At 36.7% G+C, this 20,176-nt stretch carries 19 protein-coding genes and 1 tRNA gene; 11 read left to right on the top strand and 9 right to left on the bottom strand.

From position 1 onward, the window contains the following. Positions 1–132: 132 nt before the first annotated feature. From DFQ08_RS02380 to DFQ08_RS02360, 5 genes are all read left to right on the top strand, one after another. The gene (locus DFQ08_RS02380) at positions 133–963 is read left to right on the top strand and encodes a hypothetical protein (protein WP_114308191.1); all 831 of its coding nucleotides are present in this window, start codon (positions 133–135) and stop codon (positions 961–963) included. After that, entirely contained in the window at positions 963–1,319 is a 357-nt protein-coding gene (locus DFQ08_RS02375; RefSeq protein WP_114308190.1) for a DoxX family protein, read from the top strand. Before DFQ08_RS02380 ends, DFQ08_RS02375 begins: the two co-directional genes overlap by 1 nt. A gap of 42 nt (positions 1,320–1,361) precedes the next feature. After that, positions 1,362–2,036 carry a 16S rRNA (cytidine(1402)-2'-O)-methyltransferase gene (gene rsmI / locus DFQ08_RS02370; protein WP_114308189.1) on the top strand — a complete coding sequence of 225 codons (675 nt, stop codon included), beginning with the start codon at positions 1,362–1,364 and terminating at the stop codon, positions 2,034–2,036. A gap of 5 nt (positions 2,037–2,041) precedes the next feature. Then, the gene (locus DFQ08_RS02365) at positions 2,042–2,386 is read left to right on the top strand and encodes a HopJ type III effector protein (protein WP_114308188.1); all 345 of its coding nucleotides are present in this window, start codon (positions 2,042–2,044) and stop codon (positions 2,384–2,386) included. A 128-nt stretch (positions 2,387–2,514) separates the two neighbouring features. Next, positions 2,515–3,876, top strand: coding sequence for a dihydrolipoyl dehydrogenase family protein (locus tag DFQ08_RS02360; RefSeq protein ID WP_114308187.1), 1,362 nt, complete (start codon positions 2,515–2,517; stop codon positions 3,874–3,876). Positions 3,877–3,973: 97 nt separating this feature from the next. Here DFQ08_RS02360 and DFQ08_RS02355 read toward each other — a convergent pair whose 3' ends face one another. Next, positions 3,974–4,576, bottom strand: coding sequence for a carboxymuconolactone decarboxylase family protein (locus tag DFQ08_RS02355; RefSeq protein ID WP_114308186.1), 603 nt, complete (start codon positions 4,574–4,576; stop codon positions 3,974–3,976). Positions 4,577–4,686: 110 nt separating this feature from the next. On the opposite strand from DFQ08_RS02355, the gene DFQ08_RS02350 reads away from it, so the two are divergent. The 4 genes from DFQ08_RS02350 to DFQ08_RS02335 all read left to right on the top strand — a co-directional run bounded on the left by DFQ08_RS02350 (position 4,687) and on the right by DFQ08_RS02335 (position 9,397). Further along, complete coding sequence (locus DFQ08_RS02350; RefSeq protein ID WP_114308185.1) at positions 4,687–5,115, top strand: OsmC family protein; 429 nt, start codon at positions 4,687–4,689, stop codon at positions 5,113–5,115. A gap of 100 nt (positions 5,116–5,215) precedes the next feature. Continuing rightward, positions 5,216–6,907: a single-stranded-DNA-specific exonuclease RecJ gene (gene recJ / locus DFQ08_RS02345; RefSeq protein WP_114308184.1), complete on the top strand. Its 1,692-nt coding sequence runs from the start codon at positions 5,216–5,218 to the stop codon at positions 6,905–6,907. Positions 6,908–6,933: 26 nt separating this feature from the next. Continuing rightward, positions 6,934–8,034, top strand: a complete 1,101-nt coding sequence (locus tag DFQ08_RS02340) for an OmpA family protein (RefSeq protein ID WP_114308183.1) — start codon at positions 6,934–6,936, stop codon at positions 8,032–8,034. A gap of 97 nt (positions 8,035–8,131) precedes the next feature. Next, the gene (locus tag DFQ08_RS02335; RefSeq protein WP_114308182.1) at positions 8,132–9,397 is read left to right on the top strand and encodes an MFS transporter; all 1,266 of its coding nucleotides are present in this window, start codon (positions 8,132–8,134) and stop codon (positions 9,395–9,397) included. A 2-nt stretch (positions 9,398–9,399) separates the two neighbouring features. Here DFQ08_RS02335 and DFQ08_RS02330 read toward each other — a convergent pair whose 3' ends face one another. Together DFQ08_RS02330 and DFQ08_RS02325 are read right to left on the bottom strand one after the other, a co-directional pair. Continuing rightward, on the bottom strand, positions 9,400–10,152 hold the full coding sequence (locus DFQ08_RS02330) for a UDP-2,3-diacylglucosamine diphosphatase (RefSeq protein WP_114308653.1): 753 nt from the start codon (positions 10,150–10,152) through the stop codon (positions 9,400–9,402). 10 nt (positions 10,153–10,162) lie between these two features. Next, entirely contained in the window at positions 10,163–10,615 is a 453-nt protein-coding gene (locus DFQ08_RS02325; RefSeq protein WP_114308181.1) for a 6-pyruvoyl trahydropterin synthase family protein, read from the bottom strand. A 125-nt stretch (positions 10,616–10,740) separates the two neighbouring features. Here DFQ08_RS02325 and DFQ08_RS02320 point away from each other — a divergent pair, with 125 nt between their 5' ends. Further along, complete coding sequence (locus DFQ08_RS02320; RefSeq protein ID WP_114308180.1) at positions 10,741–11,370, top strand: 2OG-Fe(II) oxygenase; 630 nt, start codon at positions 10,741–10,743, stop codon at positions 11,368–11,370. Between the two features lie 132 nt (positions 11,371–11,502). On the opposite strand, the gene DFQ08_RS02315 is transcribed toward DFQ08_RS02320, so the two are convergent. Then, positions 11,503–12,837, bottom strand: a complete 1,335-nt coding sequence (locus tag DFQ08_RS02315) for an MATE family efflux transporter (RefSeq protein WP_114308179.1) — start codon at positions 12,835–12,837, stop codon at positions 11,503–11,505. Beyond that, positions 12,834–13,334 (bottom strand): GNAT family N-acetyltransferase, encoded by a 501-nt coding sequence (locus DFQ08_RS02310; RefSeq protein WP_114308178.1) that lies wholly within the window; start codon positions 13,332–13,334, stop codon positions 12,834–12,836. Before DFQ08_RS02310 ends, DFQ08_RS02315 begins: the two co-directional genes overlap by 4 nt. A 78-nt stretch (positions 13,335–13,412) precedes the next feature. Here DFQ08_RS02310 and DFQ08_RS02305 point away from each other — a divergent pair. Next, positions 13,413–13,486: transfer RNA gene (locus tag DFQ08_RS02305), tRNA-Ala, on the top strand. A 332-nt stretch (positions 13,487–13,818) separates the two neighbouring features. On the opposite strand, the gene DFQ08_RS02300 is transcribed toward DFQ08_RS02305, so the two are convergent. The 4 genes from DFQ08_RS02300 to kbl all read right to left on the bottom strand — a co-directional run bounded on the left by DFQ08_RS02300 (position 13,819) and on the right by kbl (position 20,174). Continuing rightward, positions 13,819–14,658 (bottom strand): alpha/beta hydrolase family protein, encoded by an 840-nt coding sequence (locus tag DFQ08_RS02300; RefSeq protein ID WP_114308177.1) that lies wholly within the window; start codon positions 14,656–14,658, stop codon positions 13,819–13,821. Next, positions 14,655–17,420, bottom strand: a complete 2,766-nt coding sequence (locus DFQ08_RS02295) for a PD-(D/E)XK nuclease family protein (protein ID WP_114308176.1) — start codon at positions 17,418–17,420, stop codon at positions 14,655–14,657. The genes DFQ08_RS02300 and DFQ08_RS02295 overlap by 4 nt, the downstream gene beginning before the upstream one ends. A 61-nt stretch (positions 17,421–17,481) precedes the next feature. After that, complete coding sequence (locus DFQ08_RS02290) at positions 17,482–18,846, bottom strand: OmpA family protein (protein WP_114308175.1); 1,365 nt, start codon at positions 18,844–18,846, stop codon at positions 17,482–17,484. Between the two features lie 134 nt (positions 18,847–18,980). Further along, positions 18,981–20,174: a glycine C-acetyltransferase gene (gene kbl, locus DFQ08_RS02285; RefSeq protein WP_114308174.1), complete on the bottom strand. Its 1,194-nt coding sequence runs from the start codon at positions 20,172–20,174 to the stop codon at positions 18,981–18,983. Positions 20,175–20,176 lie beyond the last annotated feature (2 nt).

Genomic DNA, 20,176 nt, shown 5'->3' with positions numbered 1-20,176 from the left:
CAAATTTATTAAAAAATCGATAGCAAAACTTACGAAAAGCGAATAAAGAAATTATATTTCCATTTGCAACACGCACATCGATAGGATAAAAAAATAAAAAACTAAAGTGCTTCATTATAAAAATTTAGAACTATGAAAAAGAAATTAGAATCAGAATTAGTAAGTATTGCCCATAGGATTCTAAAATTATCTGGAAGAGAAGACCTCAGTAAACTTCATGAAGAAGTTGCTTTACTTTATGAAAAACTGACGGTTTTAAAATTTGCCGAAGAGAATTTTGAGGACAAAATACCAAAAATTGGAAACGATTCTTCATTTTTCAGTATGCTTGAAACGGCCTTTAATAACAAGTTTAGCGACAACATTGAAGTGGAAGACAAAACGTACATTCACTTAGATGAAAAGGAAGATGATGGCATTATGGAGCCGGTAATGACTAAAATTAAAGACTTGGTAGCTCAAATGCCCGAAGACGATGAGGCTCAAACTGACATTGCCATAGAACAACCAAAAGTTGAAGCGAAGGCTCCAACCCCTAAACAACCTGAAGCACCAAAACCTACAGAATCTTTATTTGAACAAGATCTACCGAAAGACAACCCAATCACACCAACCCTTCAATTTGATGACATTACATCTGGCTTTGATACCATTCCAGAGTTCGAACCTATTGAAGATGCTAAAAAACGTGAGGCTGAAACTGCAAGTAAATCTTTAAACGACCGACTAAAAGGTCAGAATTTAAAAATAGGATTAAACGATAAGTTAGCATTTATAAAGCATTTATTTGAAGGAGAAAGTGAAAGTTACGACCGTGTTATTTCTCAAATTAACACCACAAGCTCCCTATCTGAGGCTAAAACCTTAATTTCTGAAATGGTAAAACCCGACTATAACAATTGGGAAGGAAAAGAAGAATACGAGGAACGTTTTCTGCAACTTATTGAAGGCAAATATAATTAATGAAACTGAAAAAAATAACCTATTGGGTTTGCACCCTTGCTTTGTGTTTTATTTTTCTGTATTCTGCACAGATGTATTTTTTTAATACTGCCATGATGCAAGGATATTTTGAAAACTTAACCTATCCCAGCTATATTGTTATTCCGCTTGCGGTATTAAAAGTGCTTGGCGTGGGAATGGTGTTATGGCGCAAAAGCAAATGGCTTACAGAATGGGCCTATGCTGGTTTTTTCTTTGATTTGGTGCTAGCAACCGCTGCCCATTACAATGCTGACCACGGGATTTTTGGAATTTCCTTTTATGGCTTACTCCTGCTTTTCCCTTCCTATTTTTTAGGAAAATACATAAGAGATTAAATTATAATTATAAAACTATCCTCGATTTTTCAGGATCTACATATGAGTCAACTTTACTTAGTACCAACGCCCATTGGAAATTTAAAAGACATGACCTTTAGAGCGGTTGAAGTTTTAAAGGAAGCGGATTTAATTTTAGCTGAAGACACCAGGACTTCTGGAAAGCTATTAAAGCATTACGAAATTACCACCCCTATGCAAAGCCATCATATGCACAATGAGCATAAAACGGTGGATGCTTTAATAGAAAAATTAAAATCAGGAATGACCATTGCCGTTATTAGCGATGCAGGTACACCTGCTATTTCAGACCCTGGGTTTTTATTAGTCAGAGCCTGTGTAGAACAGCAAATTAAAATTAACTGCCTCCCTGGCGCTACAGCCTTTGTCCCTGCTTTAGTTAACAGTGGCTTACCTAATGATAAATTTGTTTTTGAAGGATTTCTACCCGTAAAAAAAGGGCGCCAAACTCGATTACTCCTTTTAGCCGAAGAAACGAGAACAATCATTTTTTACGAAAGCCCACATAAGTTAGTAAAAACCTTAGGACACTTCTGTGAGTACTTTGGAGAGGACCGATTGGTATCCGTTTCAAGAGAAATCACGAAGCTTTACGAAGAAACCATAAGAGGAACGGTAAAAGCAGTTCTAGCCCATTACACTAACAAACCGCCTAAAGGCGAAATTGTAATTATTGTAGACGGAAAACACAAATAGCACTTATGACCTTAGAAGATTTTTTAGCGAAACTTAAATCGCAACCGGAAGCTATTGCGTTTTCTCAAACCATGACCGTTATAGAGGCGTATTATCAGTTTACACCAACCACTTTTAGTAATGGCAACTTAGAAAACTCAGCAGATGAGAACCAAGGCTCTTGCAAGCTATTTGCCTTTGCTATAGACCAAAATTTAAGCAAAACCGAAACCTTAGCCTGTTTTGGTGCCCATTATTTTAAGGATGTAGCCATCAACCCTGAAGGTACAGGACATCAGAACATCCGGAATTTTATAAAGACAGGGTTTGAGGGTTTAGCCTTTAAAACATTTCCTCTAAATCGCTTGTAGTCTGTTGATCTTTTAAAGGGTAAAAAACAATGGCAGCAGCTAGACTTTCGTAATTGGGTTAACCTTTAGTGGAACAGCAGCAGTATTTACCGAATGCTTTTTTTAATTTTCTCGTTTAAATTAAAGTTATGGAAACAATTTACTACGATGTATTTGTTATAGGGAGCGGTATTGCGGGACAAACCGCAGCGAAAGCCTGCACTAAAAAAGGACTAAAGGTTGCTATTGCAGACAACCGAATTTATGGAGGCACCTGTGCCATACGCGGCTGTGACCCTAAAAAAGTGCTCATGCAGTTTGCAGATTTAATGCAAAAATCATCACAGCTTAAAGACTTAGGGGTTACTGAAGTGCCAAAAATAGATTGGAAAACTGTTCAGAAGTTTAAAACCTTCTTTACGCAGCCGGTACCTTTAGCTACTGAAGAAGATTTATCGCAACTTGGTATTGACCTTTACCACCAATCCCCGAAATTTATAAGTAAAAATGAAGTTCTTGTTGAAGGAAAAACCATTACCGCCGATAAATTTGTTATCGCCACAGGACTTCTTCCAAGGCCTTTAAATATCAAAGGATCTAATCTCCTAAAAACTAGTGATGCGCTTTTAAATATGAAAAGCATTCCTAATTCGGCCGTATTTATTGGTTCCGGATATGTGGGCATGGAATTTAGCTATATGTTAGCCGCTATGGGATGCAAGGTTACCCTTATAGAGTTAAGCGATCAACCGTTGGCGCCATTCGATGCGTTTTTAGTGGACAAACTCGTTAAAGTTTTAGAAAAAATGGGAATCACCTTTATATTTCAAGCGAAACCCCTAGCTATAGAAAAATTAAAAAAGAACGTCAAACTCACCTATGAGAAGGATGGCGAAGAATTTACCCTCAAAGCGAGAAAGATTTTTAATACTTCAGGACGAGTTCCGGCTATTAAAAAACTTGATGTAGAACAGGCGGACATTAAAGCTGATGCAACAGGAATCATTGTCAATGATTATATGCAAAGCACAAGCCATAGCCATGTTTACGCTTGTGGCGATGTTTCTAGCAAATCTTTACCCTTAACGCCACTTTCTGGATTACAAGGTTATATTGCCGGGCATAATATTGTCAATGGAAATACTAAAACCTTTGAAGACCCATTAGTGCCATCTATAGTCTTTACACATCCACAATTGGCAATGGTTGGCTATTCTGAAGCCGAAGCCAAAAGCCGTTATAAAAACATAAAAGTCTATAAAGGCGACGCTTCAAAATGGTACAATGCTAAAAAAGAAAACGCAGAGGTCTATGCCTATAAAATTTTAGTAAACGAGCGTACCGATACAATTGTTGGAGCGCATTTACTGAGCAACCAAGCTAATGAGACTATCAATATTTTAACCATGGCTATCAATACCGGAATGACGGTAACAGAATTTAAAAAACAGATATTTACTTACCCTTCCTATAGCAATGATTTAAAGAGTATGCTAAAAGACAAGGATTAACATTTTTAATCCTTGCCCTATTAGTTTTGGCTTATCTTTCAGAATAAAACAGCAACGATTTCAACATTAAAACAGAAACGTTTTCGGGATTGCTACTTTAGTATTTAGAGCCATCGTGTTTGCCCACCTCATAACCGTGTTTACCTAAATATTTGTTTCCACTCTCTACGGCTCCCTCTTCAATTGTTGTTCCCATAGAGTCATTCCAACGGTTAAGATAGCCAAATAAGGAAATAACCCCTAACATTTCTACAATTTCACCCTCGTCCCAATATTGGTATAAGCGCTCTTTTATTTCAGCGTTTACGGCATTGGGCACTTGCGAGGCCGCTAAACTAAAATCTAGTGCTGCACGTTCGGCTTCAGAAAAAGCATCATGCGTTCGGTAATCCCAAATATACTCCAACTGCTCTTGCTCTGCCCCATAACGTTCTGCAGCTCTAATAGCATGTGCTTGGCAGTAGCGACAACCGGTAGCATTACTACTCACCCAAGCAATCATTCGTTTTAAAGCCGAAGTGACGCGGCCTTCATTTGCCATAACGGCCTTATTTAAATTAATAAACGCCTTACTTATTGCAGGTCGGCGCTGCATGGTTAAAACGGAGTTGGGGCAAAACCCAAGGGTTTCATTAAAAAATTCTGCCAATTCTTTGGTCTCTATATCATGCTCTGCGGATAATGGAGTTACTAATGCCATATTATTTTTTTTAAGTCGTATTTTTGAAATAACTAAGATAGTATTTTAAGAATTAGTAATATTACCAGGCTTAAATAAGACAAGCCTCTTCAAATTAAAAACTAGAAATCATGATACATAAAACAACAACAATGTGGAAAGGCGGATTAACTTTTGAATCTGACAATCCAAGTGGAAAAACGGTCCTTATGGATACTAATATTGAAGGCTCTGACGAACGTCATGGACTTTCGCCTAAAGCAATGATGTTATCGTCATTAGCCGGATGCTCTGGTTTAGATGTGATTTCTACTTTAGATAAAATGAAAGTTGAAATTGACGATTTTAAAATGGATGTCTCTGGAGAACTAACCGAAGAACACCCTAAATATTACCACACCGTGGTGGTCGATTATCATTTTTATGGTGCAGAATTAAATGAGAAAAAATGTGAACGCGCCGTTAATTTATCTGTAGATAAATACTGTGGCGTTATGGAAATGTTTAGACGTTTCGCTAAGGTTGAAACCAACATCCATTTTCATAAAAGCTTAAAATAATTGATATTATAAGGTGCAGCGCATAGGTTAATAAGCTTAAATTACAAAACCTTAGGCTGCACGTATTTTACTACTGAATCCTAAATTTTGTTACGTTCGCATGCGCTGGACCTTAAAACCAAAACCAGACCCTTTAAAAGTTGAAGCCTTAAAAAACGCTCTTCAAGTAGACCATATCGTTGCTACGTTATTGGTGCAACGTGGCATTGAGGATTTTGATGCTGCCAAAACGTTTTTTAGACCTAGTTTTAACGATCTCCACAATCCATACCTCATGAAAGATATGGATAAAGCTGTGGCACGTATTGAAAAAGCGATAGCCCAAGATGAAAACATTATGGTTTATGGCGATTATGATGTGGATGGCACCACTTCTGTAGCTCTAATGTCCACTTACCTAAAGACCCGAACAGACACTGTGGCTACCTATATTCCAGATCGCTATGATGAAGGTTATGGGGTATCGTATCAAGGTATTGACTTTGCTCATGATAACGATTTTACACTAATTGTGGCTTTAGATTGTGGTATAAAAGCCACGGAAAAAGTGGCTTATGCCAAAACAAAAGGTATTGATTTTATTATCTGTGATCACCACAGACCTGGTGATGAAATCCCAGATGCTGTAGCTGTTTTAGACCCCAAGAGAAAAGATTGCGACTATCCGTTTAAAGAACTCTGTGGCTGTGGTGTAGGTTTTAAACTCATTACCGCTCTTGCTGAAAACCAAGGCCAAACTGCCGAAGATTTAACGGAATATCTTGACTTGGTTGCCACTGCTATTGGAGCTGATATTGTGCCTATTGTAGAGGAAAATAGAGCCTTAGCTTATTTAGGCTTAAAAGTTATTAATAGCACACCGAGACCTGGGATGAAAGCCATTATCAATCAGGTTAAAAAGCAGATTCTTACCATTACAGATGTGGTTTTTACTATTGCGCCGCGTATTAATGCCGCAGGCCGTATGAAACATGGTAATTATGCGGTTAGGTTATTATCTGAAACCGATTTTGCACTTGCGGAAACTTATGCTTCAGAAATTGAAGAGTATAATTCGGACCGAAAGGAAACGGATAAAAAAATCACCAAAGAAGCCTTAGCGCAAATTGAAGACAATAACGAGCAAGAGGGTTTTACAACAGTGGTTTACCATGAATCTTGGCACAAAGGCGTTATCGGTATTGTGGCCTCCCGACTAATAGAAACCTATTACAGGCCTACACTCGTATTTACAAAAAGTGGTGATAAGTTAGCCGCTTCAGCGCGTTCTGTAAAAGGTTTTGATGTCTATAATGCGCTTGAAGCTTGTTCTGAACATATAGAACAATTTGGAGGTCACAAATATGCAGCAGGATTAACCTTAAAACCAGAAAATTACGAGGCCTTTAAAGCTAAATTTGAAAGTGTCGTTAAAGAACGTATTGATCCAAAATTATTAACCGAAGAGTTAAGTATTGATTTAGACATAGAACTTGGTGAAATCAATGATAAATTAATGCGCATCTTAAAACAATTTGCGCCATTTGGACCTAATAATATGTCGCCGACGTTTATGACACAACATTTAAAAGATACAGGTTGGGGAAAATGCGTTGGTGAAGACGATAAACATATTCGATTAACGTTAACTCAATCTTTCAATGATAAAATTGTCTGTATTGGTTTTGGCTTAGGCGATAAAATAGATATTATTAAAAGCAAAAGACCATTTAGTGCGGCTTATGCTATTGATGAAAATCATTGGAATGGCAATGTGAGTTTACAGTTGAAATTGAAGGATATAAAAGAATAAAACTCATAACTCTTCGTTGATTGTATATGAAACAAGCAGTCGTATTGCTCTTCTTTCTTTGTGGCTTTATTTCAAATAGTCAAAACTTAGTTTTAAATCCAAGTTTTGAACATTTCTATGATTGTCCTAGAGATATGAGCTTATTTCATAGGAATGTAAAAGATTGGACGATTCCCAATAATGGCACAACGGATTATTTTAATTCGTGTAGCGAGAAAATAGGTTTCCAAAACTTCAATGGTTATCAAAAAGCCAGAACCGGAAATGGTTATGCTGGTATATATGTGTATTTCAAGAAAGACTATAGAGAATATGTTCAAGGCACATTAAAAACTACCTTAGAGCGAGGGAAGAAATATCAAGTTAAATTCTATATTAGTTTAGCGGAAAACTCAAGATACGCCCTCAAAGAATTGGGGATGATGTTGACGTCTGAGAAATTCAATGCATCCAAAAGTAAAACGAATATCAATGCAAAACACTTTGCAAATAGAATTCCTAATTTAACATTTCGTCCAACGTTCAGCAAAGAATTCTACGATAATGATAAAGACTGGATAGAGGTTTCTTTTCTATATACCGCAAATGGTTTTGAAAATTACTTTGCTATAGGAAATTTTAATACAAATGCCGACACTAAAAAAAGTAAAGCTAGACCAACTAAATATGAATCGTTTTCCTATTACTATATCGATGACGTTTCCATTGAACCCTTAGAGAAAGAAGAAGAGAACATCAAAAAAGAAATACTCAAACCAGTTGAAGAACCTATCATTAAAACTAATGAGATTTACACCTTCAAAAATGTATTATTCGATTTTGATAAAGCCGAATTGTTAGCTGTTTCAAAAGAAGAACTCAATCAACTTTACAAGCATTTAGAGGATAATCTTACATTAAATATTGAAATCTATGGTCATACCGATTCCATTGGATTTGAAGTTAGAAACCAAGAATTATCAGAACAACGTGCCAAAGCAGTTTTAGACTATTTAATTGAAAAAGGATTAAATGCAAATCGGATTAAATCATTTGGTTTTGGAAGTACGCAACCTATTTCAGATAATGATACAGAAGAAGGACGCCAATTAAATAGACGTGTTACTTTTAAATTGATTGAAAACTAAACTAAATAAAACCTTTGCTTATTATACATTTGTATTGAATCAATTGCAGACCTGCTAGGTTTTTAAAACCTGCTAGGTCTCGTAACTTTAAATCATCTTGGTAAAAAACGATCCATACGCGGCATTAAGAATCAAAGAATTCAATATTTTTTTATTGGTGCGCTTTGCATTGGTTTTTGGTTGGTCTATGCAATTTATTGTCATTGAATGGCAAGTCTACGCCTTAACCAATGACAAACTGAGTTTAGGAATTATAGGTTTATGTGAATTTTTACCAGCCTTTTTATTTGCGCCTTTTGCAGGCCATATCGTTGACAAAAAAGAAAAACGCAACCTATTTACCATTTGTATTGCCTTATTCTCACTTATAAGTTTTGGTTTGTTTTGGCTGACTTCTGACCAAATTGAATCGACTTGGAATATCCGTCCTATTCTCTATAGCATTTATGGTCTCGTATTTTTTGGTGGTGTTTTAAGAGCCTTTTTTGGACCCACAATTTTCTCGTTGATTGCTCTCATTGTTCCTAAAAAAATATATCCTAATGCCGCAACATGGAGCAGTAGCACTTGGAAAGGCGCTAGTGTGTTTGGTGCACTTTGTGGTGGGTTTTTAATTTCTTGGACTGGTGTGCATTATACCCTTGGCATTATATTTTCGTTAGTAATGCTAGCCTTAATTCTTGTTTTTGGCATCAAAAAGAAACCGATACTCTATACAAAAACCGGGGAATCTGTGATGGACAGTTTAAAAGCAGGCCTCACATTTGTGTTTACTGATAAGGTTGTTTTAGGGGCACTAACATTAGATATGATTGCGGTGCTCTTTGGAGGTGCCGTTGCCATATTTGCTGTATTTGCCAAAGATGTTTTAGATGCAGGTCCGCGTGGATTCGGTTTTTTGAATGCCGCGTTGTCCTCTGGTAGTATTATTACTATGGTTGCGACGACCTACATTCCGATTACAAAAAACACCGGTAAAAAACTATTAATTTCAGTTTTTGGATTTGGAGTATTCATGATTGTATTTGGGGCCTCAAAACTACTCTGGTTAAGTCTTATCGCTTTATTTTTATCTGGCGTGTTTGATGGAGTATCTATGGTTATTAGGCAAACCATTCTTCAACTTAAGACTCCAGACGATATGAGAGGGCGCGTTGGAGCAGTCAACTCTATGTTTGTGGGATCTTCTAATGAGCTTGGTGCTCTTGAAAGTGGAATAGCCGCAAAACTATTTGGTGCGCCATTGGCGGTAATCCTAGGTGGAACCATAACACTCATTACCGTGGCCACCATGAGTTTTAAAAACAAAGCGCTCAGGGACTTGGATCTTACCAAAGATATTGATGCCCACGAAAAAGCTTAAATTTAGAATGTCTTTAATTCGAAAGTGTCGCCATCAAAAACACCATAAGTGTAATATTGAATCCAATCGCCTAGATTAATATACTTAGAATTTTCATTGAGTGAAATCTCTAAAGGAAGATGTCTATGACCAAACACAAAATAATCACGGTGTTTATCGTCAAGTTTACGTTTGCAATAAGCCACCAACCACTCGTTATCTTCACCTAGAAATTTAGCATCATCATCACCAGAAATCATCTTGTTTTTTACCGACATGTATTGCCCTATCCTGATACCAATATCAGGATGCATCCATTTAAAACACCATTGAAAGAAAGGATTGGTAAACACTTTTTTCATGCGTTTGTAACCTTTATCTCCAGGGCCTAAACCATCACCATGTCCAATAAAGACGGAGGTTTCGTTAAATGTGAATTCTTTAGGTTCGTGATAAACGGGTATGCCTAATTCAGTTTTAAAATAATCCTTCATCCATAAATCATGGTTACCCACAAAGAAGAAAATTGGTATTCCAGAATCTGCTATTTCGGCTAGTTTCCCTAAGGTTCTTGTAAACCCTTTAGGAACCACGGTTTTATATTCAAACCAAAAATCAAATAAATCACCTAAGAGAAAAATGGCTGCAGCGTCATCTTTTACTGTGTCTAACCAAGCCACAAATTTCTTTTCACGCGGTCGTGAAGTTTCTTGAGTAGGTGCGCCTAAATGATTATCTGATGCGAAATAGACTTTTTTGCCTTCAGCAATGCTTATGTGTTGGGGTTTACTCATTATCACTAGCAAACCATTCAGCGTAAGAAGACGCGGTTTCTGACAAGCGCAACGAATGCAATTTTATATCATCTGGCAGACGTTTCTTTATTTTATCAGCAAAATCAATCACCATCATTTCACTTGTAGGCTGGTAATCTACTAATAGCACGTTATGATCTCTATCGGCTAATTCTTTAGCGAGTTCAACATGTGGTGTGTTTTTATTGAAAACGGTAGCATGATCAAACACATCAACAATATCTTCCTTTACGATTTTCTTTAAATCGCCAAAATCAATCACCATGCCGTATTTTACATTGCTACTATCTGAAATTGGACTACCAATTACAGTAACATACAAACGGTAGCTATGCCCATGCACGTTTTTACACTTTCCATCGTAACCGTAAAGTGCGTGGCCTGTTTCAAAAGAAAACTGTTTTGTAATGCGAATTTTGCTCATGTGATTCTATATTATCTTGCAAAGATATTATAAATGTAAAAGGAATAGCTTTTTAGATTACATTTGCGTACTTTTTTTAATATTTAAAATGTAAATGATAGGATTCAATTTCTACAAAAGTCACGGTGAGTAATCTTTTCGAAGCGATCCCGTTTATTGAAAATCCGCTTTACGAGCGCATTATTTCAGACATTTCATCTCAAAAATATAGTATTGTAGATGATTTTTTTTCCGAAGAAGAGGTCATTGCCTTAAGGCATTCACTACTTTTAAAAGATGAAGAAGCCGCCTTTAAAACATCGGCCATTGGAAACAAAACCCAAGAATTGGTTAAAAAAACCGTCCGTGGAGATCGAATTTTTTGGATCGATGAGCGCGTTATAAATGTGGCAGAACAGATGTTCTTTGCTAAAATTAACGATCTCAAAACCTATTTAAATCAAACTTGCTTTCTTGGCATCCAAGATAAGGAGTTTCATTATGCCATGTATCCTAAAGGTACATTTTACAAGCGACATTTAGATACGTTTCAGAATGATGATAGGCGTAAATTATCTTTAGTATGCTACCTTAACTCTGAAGATTGGCAACCTGAAAATGGTGGTGAGCTGGTCCTTTACTTAGACGGTAAAGACGAAGTCATTTATCCTTTGCCGGGCAAGGTTGTTATTTTTGAAAGTCAAGAATTAGAACACGAAGTAAAACCCGTAACGACCACAAGATTGAGTATTACAGGTTGGTTTAAAACACGATAACCGGGTTTTAACGTCTTTTAAATCTGTTATAGAAATATATAATAATCAAAGCTAGACCTAAGATTAGAAACAAGCCATTTCCGCCTAAAAAACCTAAAATATCCATATGTTCGTTTTATTTATAAGCCAAATTTAAGCGTTTTTGGCTAGTGATATAAAGGTTTTACGGAAATTTATAATTAGAGGCAGTCCGCGTGCTATCATCCAAAAGGTAAAGGCAATAAAAATACCGTACAGTTTGTAGTCTAAATGATCGGTCCAGAATACGATAGGGACAAAAACGGCCAAGGTAGAAAAGAGGAGTACATTTCTAAGGTATTTCATTTTTCCTAAGCCTTTAAAAACACCATCAAAAATAAAGGCCAAGGCACACAAGGGTTGCATGGCCAAAATGATCCAAAATACCTTATAGAATTCACTTAAAACAGCCTTGTCATTACTAAAGATCCGTCCAATAGGATAATAAAATACTGCACCTATAGTGGCAATTAATACCCCAACCACTATACCGTATTTAATGAGTTTATTACTCAGCTCAATAAGGTTTTTATAATCTTTAGCTCCAAATAATTTCCCCGATAAAATATTTCCTGCGCCAGCATAACCATCAATTAGGAATGCGCCTAAAAACCATAAATTAATGGCAATGGTATAAGCTGCGATATAATTTTCACCATATTTTGTCGCAAAACTGGTAGCTAAATACAGCGCCAAATTAAGGGCTAAGGTTCTTATAAATAAATTAGCGATCATGAATACAAAACGTTTCATTTCCGAATTAAATGGCAATTTTACAAGTAGCGGTATATCGGTCTTTCGGCGTAAATAAAAAGCCGATAACAAGGCCATAACCACCTGCGCGAAGACACTTGCGTAAGCGGCGCCTTTAATATGCATTGCAGGAAAGAGACCATCAATGCCATATACCAAAACCATATCTAAAGCAATATTTAAAACCGCTCCAACAATAGCTATAAGCATAGGGTGATACGTATTTTGAAGCCCTCTAAACGTGCCAAAAACAGCGATGGTGAATAAGGTAAAGGGGAAACCAAACACTCTTATTTGGTAATAGGTTACACTAAAATCTAATATTGGTCCGGCGGCATTATAAAGTTTAAATATAGAGGCGGCCAAAGGATAAGTCACACCTATAATTATTAAACTTAAAATGGTGATGATAAAAATGGCCTGCGCCGGTAAATCCTTTACAGCTTCAAGTTGATTGGCGCCTAAATATTGCGAGACTATAGAAGAAATAGCACTTCGGGTTTGACCCAAAACCCATATCAGCATGGAGAAAAACGTTCCTACAATCCCTACAGCGGCCAAGGATGTCGTAGCTTCATAATCCATATTACCAATAATAGCGGCGTCTGTTAAAGACAAAATGGGTTCTGCCACACCTGCTATTAGGGCAGGGATCGCAAGCTTATTTATCTGTTTTAAGGTTATTGAGGTGCTCACAGGACTAGTTCATAACAATGAAAGGGATAATCACTTTGATTTGGAAAGTGAATATCACCTAATTTTTTATAGCCGCGAAGTTCGTAAAACTTTTGGTTTCTTTTGTTTTTTGAAAAAGTATCTAGTCTAATTGACTGGTATTTATGTGTCACGGCCTGCTGTTCTACAAAACACATAAGCTGTTGGGCATAGCCTAAGCCCTGAAATTCAGGATGAACTGCAAGTCTATGAATATAGAGGTTATGGCGATCTGTAGTAAGCCATTTCATTGCTTTGTACTCGTCATCCATACGTTTAGAACTCACAATACAGCCTACAATACGCGCATTGACTTTTAAAACAAAGAGTTCTTCGCGCTCCACATCTTGAATAAAAACGTCTTGGTTAGGATAGGTTGCATTCCATTGGAAAATTCCCTGAGCTCTCATAGCCGCAGCACATGCTTTGGTAAGTTTTAAAACAGAAGGAATATCTGATAAGGTAGCTTTACAAATCATGAAAAATAATATTTAGCCTTCCGGCTAGTTTTTTTTAATTAAAATTAAAAAATAAGACTATATTTACATCTGTATTAAGGGGATGTAGCTCAGTTGGCTAGAGCGCTTGACTGGCAGTCAAGAGGTCGTCGGTTCGAGCCCGATCTTCTCCACAACAAGCGTGTTTTTACACGCTTTTTTTATTAAAAAAACCGAATTAACATTTTTGACGTAAGCTAGTGGTCGTTGAATACCCTAAGATTAACCCAATCTTACTAATAACCTTTTTATACACTCAAAAACTAATCCTTAATCTTAATACTTCCTTAGGAAAATTATTCTAATACACTGGGTATGTCGGTGCAGAGAAATAGCTTTTCACTATTGAAAAATTCTCAGAAAATGCAAATTTACAGTATAAGGATTTAAAATCTCAATTTCGGTGTTACCCCAACTCATTACATGTTAAATTTCATTTATTAAACAGCTTTAAGTAAGAAAAGCTTTAGAGGATAAACCTTATCAATCGCTTGGTCACCTTATCTAATTCAGAAGAAAGTGTATCCTTTGACCAAGGATGTTTTGTATTAAACACATGGTCTGCATCGGCAATAATCTCGAGTAGACTATTACTGCTCCAATCATAGATATTATAAGCTTCATCAATGCTTACAGAAGTATCTTTATCGCCATGAATAATAAGCATAGGTAAAGTTAAAGCGCGGGTTGCTGTTTCAATATGAAGCCGATCTTCATGGGCCTTAAAATCTTCAAAAAACTGATAATAATGTGGCATGTTTTGCTTGGTTCTTCCGTTTTTAACAAACTTCACCCCGTCTTCCTTCCAAGCTTTAATTTCAGGTTCAGATCCAAATCGCGATCCAAAGTCACTCACACTTGCCAAAGTGACTAACTTGTTGATTCTAGGATCTTCGGAAGCTTTTAATATCGCAATTCCACCGCCACGACTATGACCAATTAAGCAAATGTTTTCTGTATGAACGTTCGTATGATCTTTAAAACGTTCTTGTGCCCAATCTATAACATCATTTAAGTCCTGGAGTTCTTTACTGTTATTATTATTTCCGAAGGCTTCTAAATCCGGAAAATCGATAGGATTCGCCATCGTACCTCCGTTATGAGAAAAATTAAATTTAACAAAACAGCACCCTGAGGTTGCTAATGTTTTAGCCATAACATCCCAAGCCCCCCAGTCTTTAAAACCCTTATAGCCATGACAGAAAATAACTATGGGTTGTTGCTGCTGCTCTTCGGTATAAAAGGTGTCAATTAGAATTGGTTTCTTGCCTTTGCGTTCTAAAATGTAATTCTTCTCTATGTTCATTTGGTAAGGTCTTTTTCGATAAATTTAAGCTCTGGATTACAAATTTCTGAAATAAGCTTTTTCAGTTCCACTTCAAAACGATCTAAGGTCTCATCTGTAATTAGTTGCTCCTTCTTAGCATATGCTCCAGGCTTATCTTTCTTCGCAAATTTTAAGAATCCACCACTAAGGTTTTTAAAGGATATAATACCAGCTTCAACAGGCAATTCTAAGTGTTTATTTTCTCGCATCATATAAGCGTAACATAAAATCTGAAAGGGTTTACTGTATTTTTCGTAATCCGTTGTAAGAGCTTCCCAATCTACAATTTCTACCTTGCTCTGGTCTACTTTTCCAGACTTATAATCAATCACTCTAATTACCCCATCGCAGCGGTCTACACGGTCTACTTTTCCCTTTAATTTAATAGGAAAATCTAAGCCGTCTATAGTAATAGCAATTTGCTCATCTGCTTCAATAGATAAGATTTCTATCTGTTGCCCTTTTTCTAAACTCTCAATCTCTAAATTCAAAAAATTTAAAATATAACGTTGGGCAATTTCAAAAATAATCAGGTTTTTTCCTTTAGAAAATCCACCTTTGTTATAAAGCTCTTCAAAATGCTTCGTCACCATTGGTTTTACCTGCTTCTTAAAGCCTTCAACATGCGCTATCGTTAAGAATTCCCCCTCTAAAGGTTTATAAAAATCTTCTAGCGAATTATGAATAACGGACCCCAAGGTATTGGCGGCGATATTTTCCTCAACCTCTTCAAACTCCTTAATTCCAAGAATTTTATCATAATAAAAGTCTATAGGATTCCTTATATAATTGGTTAATGAGGAGGGCGAATACCCTTTTTTAGAAAGCGATTTTATCTGTTCTAAAACGCTTGGCGTCTTCGTAATTTCTTGTAATTCTTCTTTAATATTTGGAACGCTTGGTGAGACGATTTTATGAGAAATAGCGTGTAAACCTTCAATTTCTAACTGGGTGATAAAACGACTTTTTTCGCCTCCTTTTAAGGCATCTATTTCAGTATTATACAGAATGTACACATTTTTTGCCCGTTGTAATAAGCGATAGAAATGATAGGTATAGACGGCATCTTTTTCTTTAAAGGTAGGTAGCTTATTTTCAAGCTTTACATCGAATGGGATAAAAGAATTATTGGTTTTTCCCGAAGGAAGAATCCCTTCATTCACCGAGCTAATAATCACGGTTTCAAAATCTAGAACACGCGACTCTAACATCCCCATAACCTGAAGTCCTTCTAACGGTTCTCCTTGGAAGTCCAAGGTTTCTGAACTTAACAACTCCTTATAAACAGTTTGTAACGCCACAATAGAATTTAGATATCTATAAGTGTTATTTAGTTCTGAAAGTTGATTAAACAGCGTATTAAAGCGATAGAGGTACTCTAATTCTAGACGGTAACTGACTTTATCGCTATCATAATGCTGTTTCATTTTAAAAATCAAAGCCTTACATTGTTGTAAAGCCAAGGTTGGCTGGTTTGTCCACGACTTAAATAACAACTCCAAAAGCATTTCACTTGCAGGCGCTAGGCTTTTTAACTCTGCTAAAGTGATATAAACAAGGTTATTCTTTTGAATTTTTGAAACCAAGGCACTAGCCTCGTTAACTGTATCCTGTTCAAATAAGGGATACACCGAAGCATGAGACAAAATCCCAATGACATCTTTATAGTAATACTGTTGTGGATTGTTTTTATGCATAAAAAACAACTGCTCAAACAAAGAGGCTAAGGGAACGTATTGCAAGGGTAAGCCCATTGTGACATTGAGCTTTTGAATAGCCGCAGGAATAGAGTTTAAAACCGGCAATAACAGCTGCTCTTCACCCAGTACCACCGCAATCTTAGATAAGTTGGTTGCTGAGGCGGTTAAATCCTCTAAGATTTGCCCAATATATTTAGCTTGGCCAACAAGCTTAGGAATCCCTATAACATTAATATTTTTTTCTTCGGAATAATGGCTGGTGGTCCATTGAAAGGGGTCCGTTTTAAAATGCTCCCAATCTTCGCGATGTTCTCTAGTAAACCAACCGGCATCATGCTTAGCATCGTCAATAAAGGCTTTATCAATATCCCAATAAATATGGGCGACCTCAGCTTTTAAAAGAGCTTGAATAATTTTAGTTTCGGCAGAATTAAGGGCATTAAAGCCTAAGAAAACATGTATTTTGTCCTCTGCTGTTGAGATATAAGGGTCCACTTTCTTAGACGCTTCTCTATAAATTAAACCCTGGTAGCCTTGCCCGGCCTCTAACAGGTTTTTGGTAAAATCGATATAGTAAGCCTTAAGCTGTTTCCAAAACTTTAAATGGTTTTTAACCAGTCCGGTTTGCTCAACATCCAAAGACCAATGGTTAAGTTCTTTAATGGCATTTAGATAATCGAAAATTTGCGATTGCGGAATAAGGTAACGATCAATTTCGTTAAAATCTTGTAAGAGGATCTGTGCCCATTTGGTAAAGGATTCAAAAGACTCTTGCTCGTCTACGGGTGTAAGGCCGCAATAGGTTTCATAAAACCTAAATAGCAAATCGGTATTCGGGAGGTTTTTTAATCCGGAAAGGTCTTCAACAAATTCCTCAATACTTACAATATATGGTGAGAAAATAGGCTGATCTAATAAAGACGACAAGTGGTGTTTTAAGAACACACCTGCACGTTTACTTGGTAAAACAAAATAGACATCCTCAAGATTAAGTTGTTTTTCTTGGAGGTCTAGAAGTACGGACTTTATAAAACTTATCATTTTATAAAAATAAAAAACGCCCCGAAATTCGGGGCGTTTTTTTAATATATTTTAGATGTGATTAGTTTTTCAACTTCACCTCTACACGTCTGTTTTCTTTCTTACCAGCGCTTGTTCTGTTACTAGCGATTGGGTTAGACTCACCGAAACCAGCAGCTGTTAATCTGTCAGCGTTAATACCATTAGCGATTAAGTAATCTCTAACTGCATTTGCTCTTCTTTCAGATAATGCTTGGTTCATAGATTTAGAACCATCGCTATCTGTGTGACCTTCAAGAGAGAAGTGTGCTTGTGGGTATTCTTTAAAGATAGCCACCATAGACTGTAATACTTTATCTGTCTGCTTTTGGAAAGTTGCCTTACCAGAGTTAAATAAGATAGATCTAGAGTATTCGTTTAATGTATCCATAACTTCTTCAGTTGGCTTAACTTCTGGACAACCATTGTTTGCCACAGTACCCGCTTCGTTAGGACATTTATCATCTTTGTCTAATACACCGTCACCGTCAGTATCTGGCCAAGGACATCCGCTATTTGCAGCAGGACCAGCTTCATTAGGACAGTTATCATCAGCATCAGAAACACCGTCTCCGTCAGCATCTGGACAACCTGCTAAAGTTTTAAGACCAGCAACTTCTGGACACTTATCATCTTTATCCATTACACCGTCTCCATCAGTATCAGGACATCCGTTAAACTCAGCTAAACCAGCTGTGTTAGGACAATCATCTTTAGAATCTTGGATTCCGTCATTATCAGAATCTGGACATCCATTAAATTCAGGTAAACCTGCTTCTTCTGGACAAGCGTCATCTTTATCGTATATACCATCACCGTCAGTATCAGTACCACCAAACTTGAAAGTAATACCAACTGAATGTTGGAAATGCTTAGGTAAGTAATCTTCGAATGAATGCTTGTAAGTAGAGTTAATATCTAAACCAAGGTTTTCAGTAAACCAAAATTTAAATCCAACAGTTCCGTTAGCCGTTCCTGCTCCGATTTCATCTAACCAAGTGTAACCACCACCAACTCCTAAATAAGGATCGATAACTTTAGAATTGATGATATTCATAAAGCTATAAGTAAGGTTACCATCTACACCGTAATATGTTAAATCATCAACAGAATCATCTCCAAATTTATCAATTCGGTTAAGAGATCCTTTTGCTGTGAATGTAAACCCATCACTAAGGTATCTAGATACAGAAAGTGTTGAAATTGAAGGTAAAACATTCCAGTGCTCTTTTACATTGAAATATTCGTCAAAATATCCTCCTTGTGGTGCGTCTTCTCCTACTGGGAAAGCGTCAACTGCATTGGCTCCAAAACCAAGGGCCCATGGATTGTTCTTGTCTTGTGCATTAGATGTGCTAAAACTTGCAATAAGCACAGCGACAAAAAATAATCTGCTAAGATTTTTCATATTCTAATTAATTTTAATTTTAAGTGTTAATTGATGCAAAAATAATGTGTTAAAAAGTATTAACAAAGACAAATATATAAAAATAATGTTACATCGCCCTACATTACAGCGTTTGAGTTAAGATTTGAATCAATTCAGATAACCTTTAATTCTTTACCCACTTTTACGAAGGCTTCAATAGCTTTATCGAGTTGGTTTTTATCGTGAGCCGCAGAGAGTTGGACTCTAATTCTTGCCTTATCCTTTGGTACAACTGGATAGAAGAATCCTATAACATAGATTCCTTCTTTTAATAATAAATTGGCCATATTTTGAGAGAGCTTGGCATCGTATAACATCACCGGAACAATTGCCGAATCTCCATCGACAATATCAAATCCTGCAGCCTTCATTCCCGCTTTAAAATAATTGGTATTCCACTCTACTTTATCTCTTAAAGTGGTGTCATTTTTAAGCATATCAAACACCTTAATAGAGGCGCCTACAATTGCCGGTGCTAATGAGTTTGAAAACAAATAAGGTCTAGAACGTTGACGTAACAATTCTATAACTTCTTTTTTAGCGGTCGTATAGCCTCCCATAGCACCCCCTAAAGCTTTCCCTAGAGTTCCGGTAATAATATCGATACGGCCTAAAACGCCTTTTTCTTCAAGCGTTCCAATTCCTGTTTCTCCTATAAATCCGGTAGCATGGCATTCATCAATCATAACCATAGCATCATATTTATCTGCTAAATCGCAAATTTCATCTAAAGGAGCCACTAAGCCATCCATAGAAAACACACCATCGGTCACAATAATCTTGTGACGGGCACCATTTTCATTTGCTGCAATTAATTGGGTTTCTAAATCGGCCATATCATTATTTTGGTAACGATATCTCGCCGCTTTACATAAACGTACCCCATCAATAATAGAAGCGTGATTTAAAGAATCTGAGATAATGGCATCTTCTTTAGTTAATAGCGGTTCAAAAACACCACCATTAGCATCAAAGGCTGCGGCATAAAGAATGGTATCTTCTGTGCCATAAAAATCAGCTATTTTTTGCTCTAATTCTTTATGAATATCTTGGGTTCCACAAATAAATCGTACTGAAGACATTCCGAAACCATGGGTATCCATAGTATCTTTAGCGGCTTGAACAACATCGGGGTGCGCCGATAAACCTAAGTAATTATTAGCACAAAAGTTAAGTACTTTTTGCCCTGTATTTAAGGTTATTTCTGCCCCTTGTGGTGAGGTAATAATTCGTTCTTCTTTAAAAAGTCCGGCCTCTTTAATAGACTCGATTTCTTGCTGTAAATGCTTCTTTATATCTCCGTACATGG

This window comes from Winogradskyella arenosi (genome assembly GCF_003337305.1).
GTDB lineage: Bacteria > Bacteroidota > Bacteroidia > Flavobacteriales > Flavobacteriaceae > Winogradskyella > Winogradskyella arenosi.
This window is presented reverse-complemented; position numbering and strand designations above follow the sequence as displayed.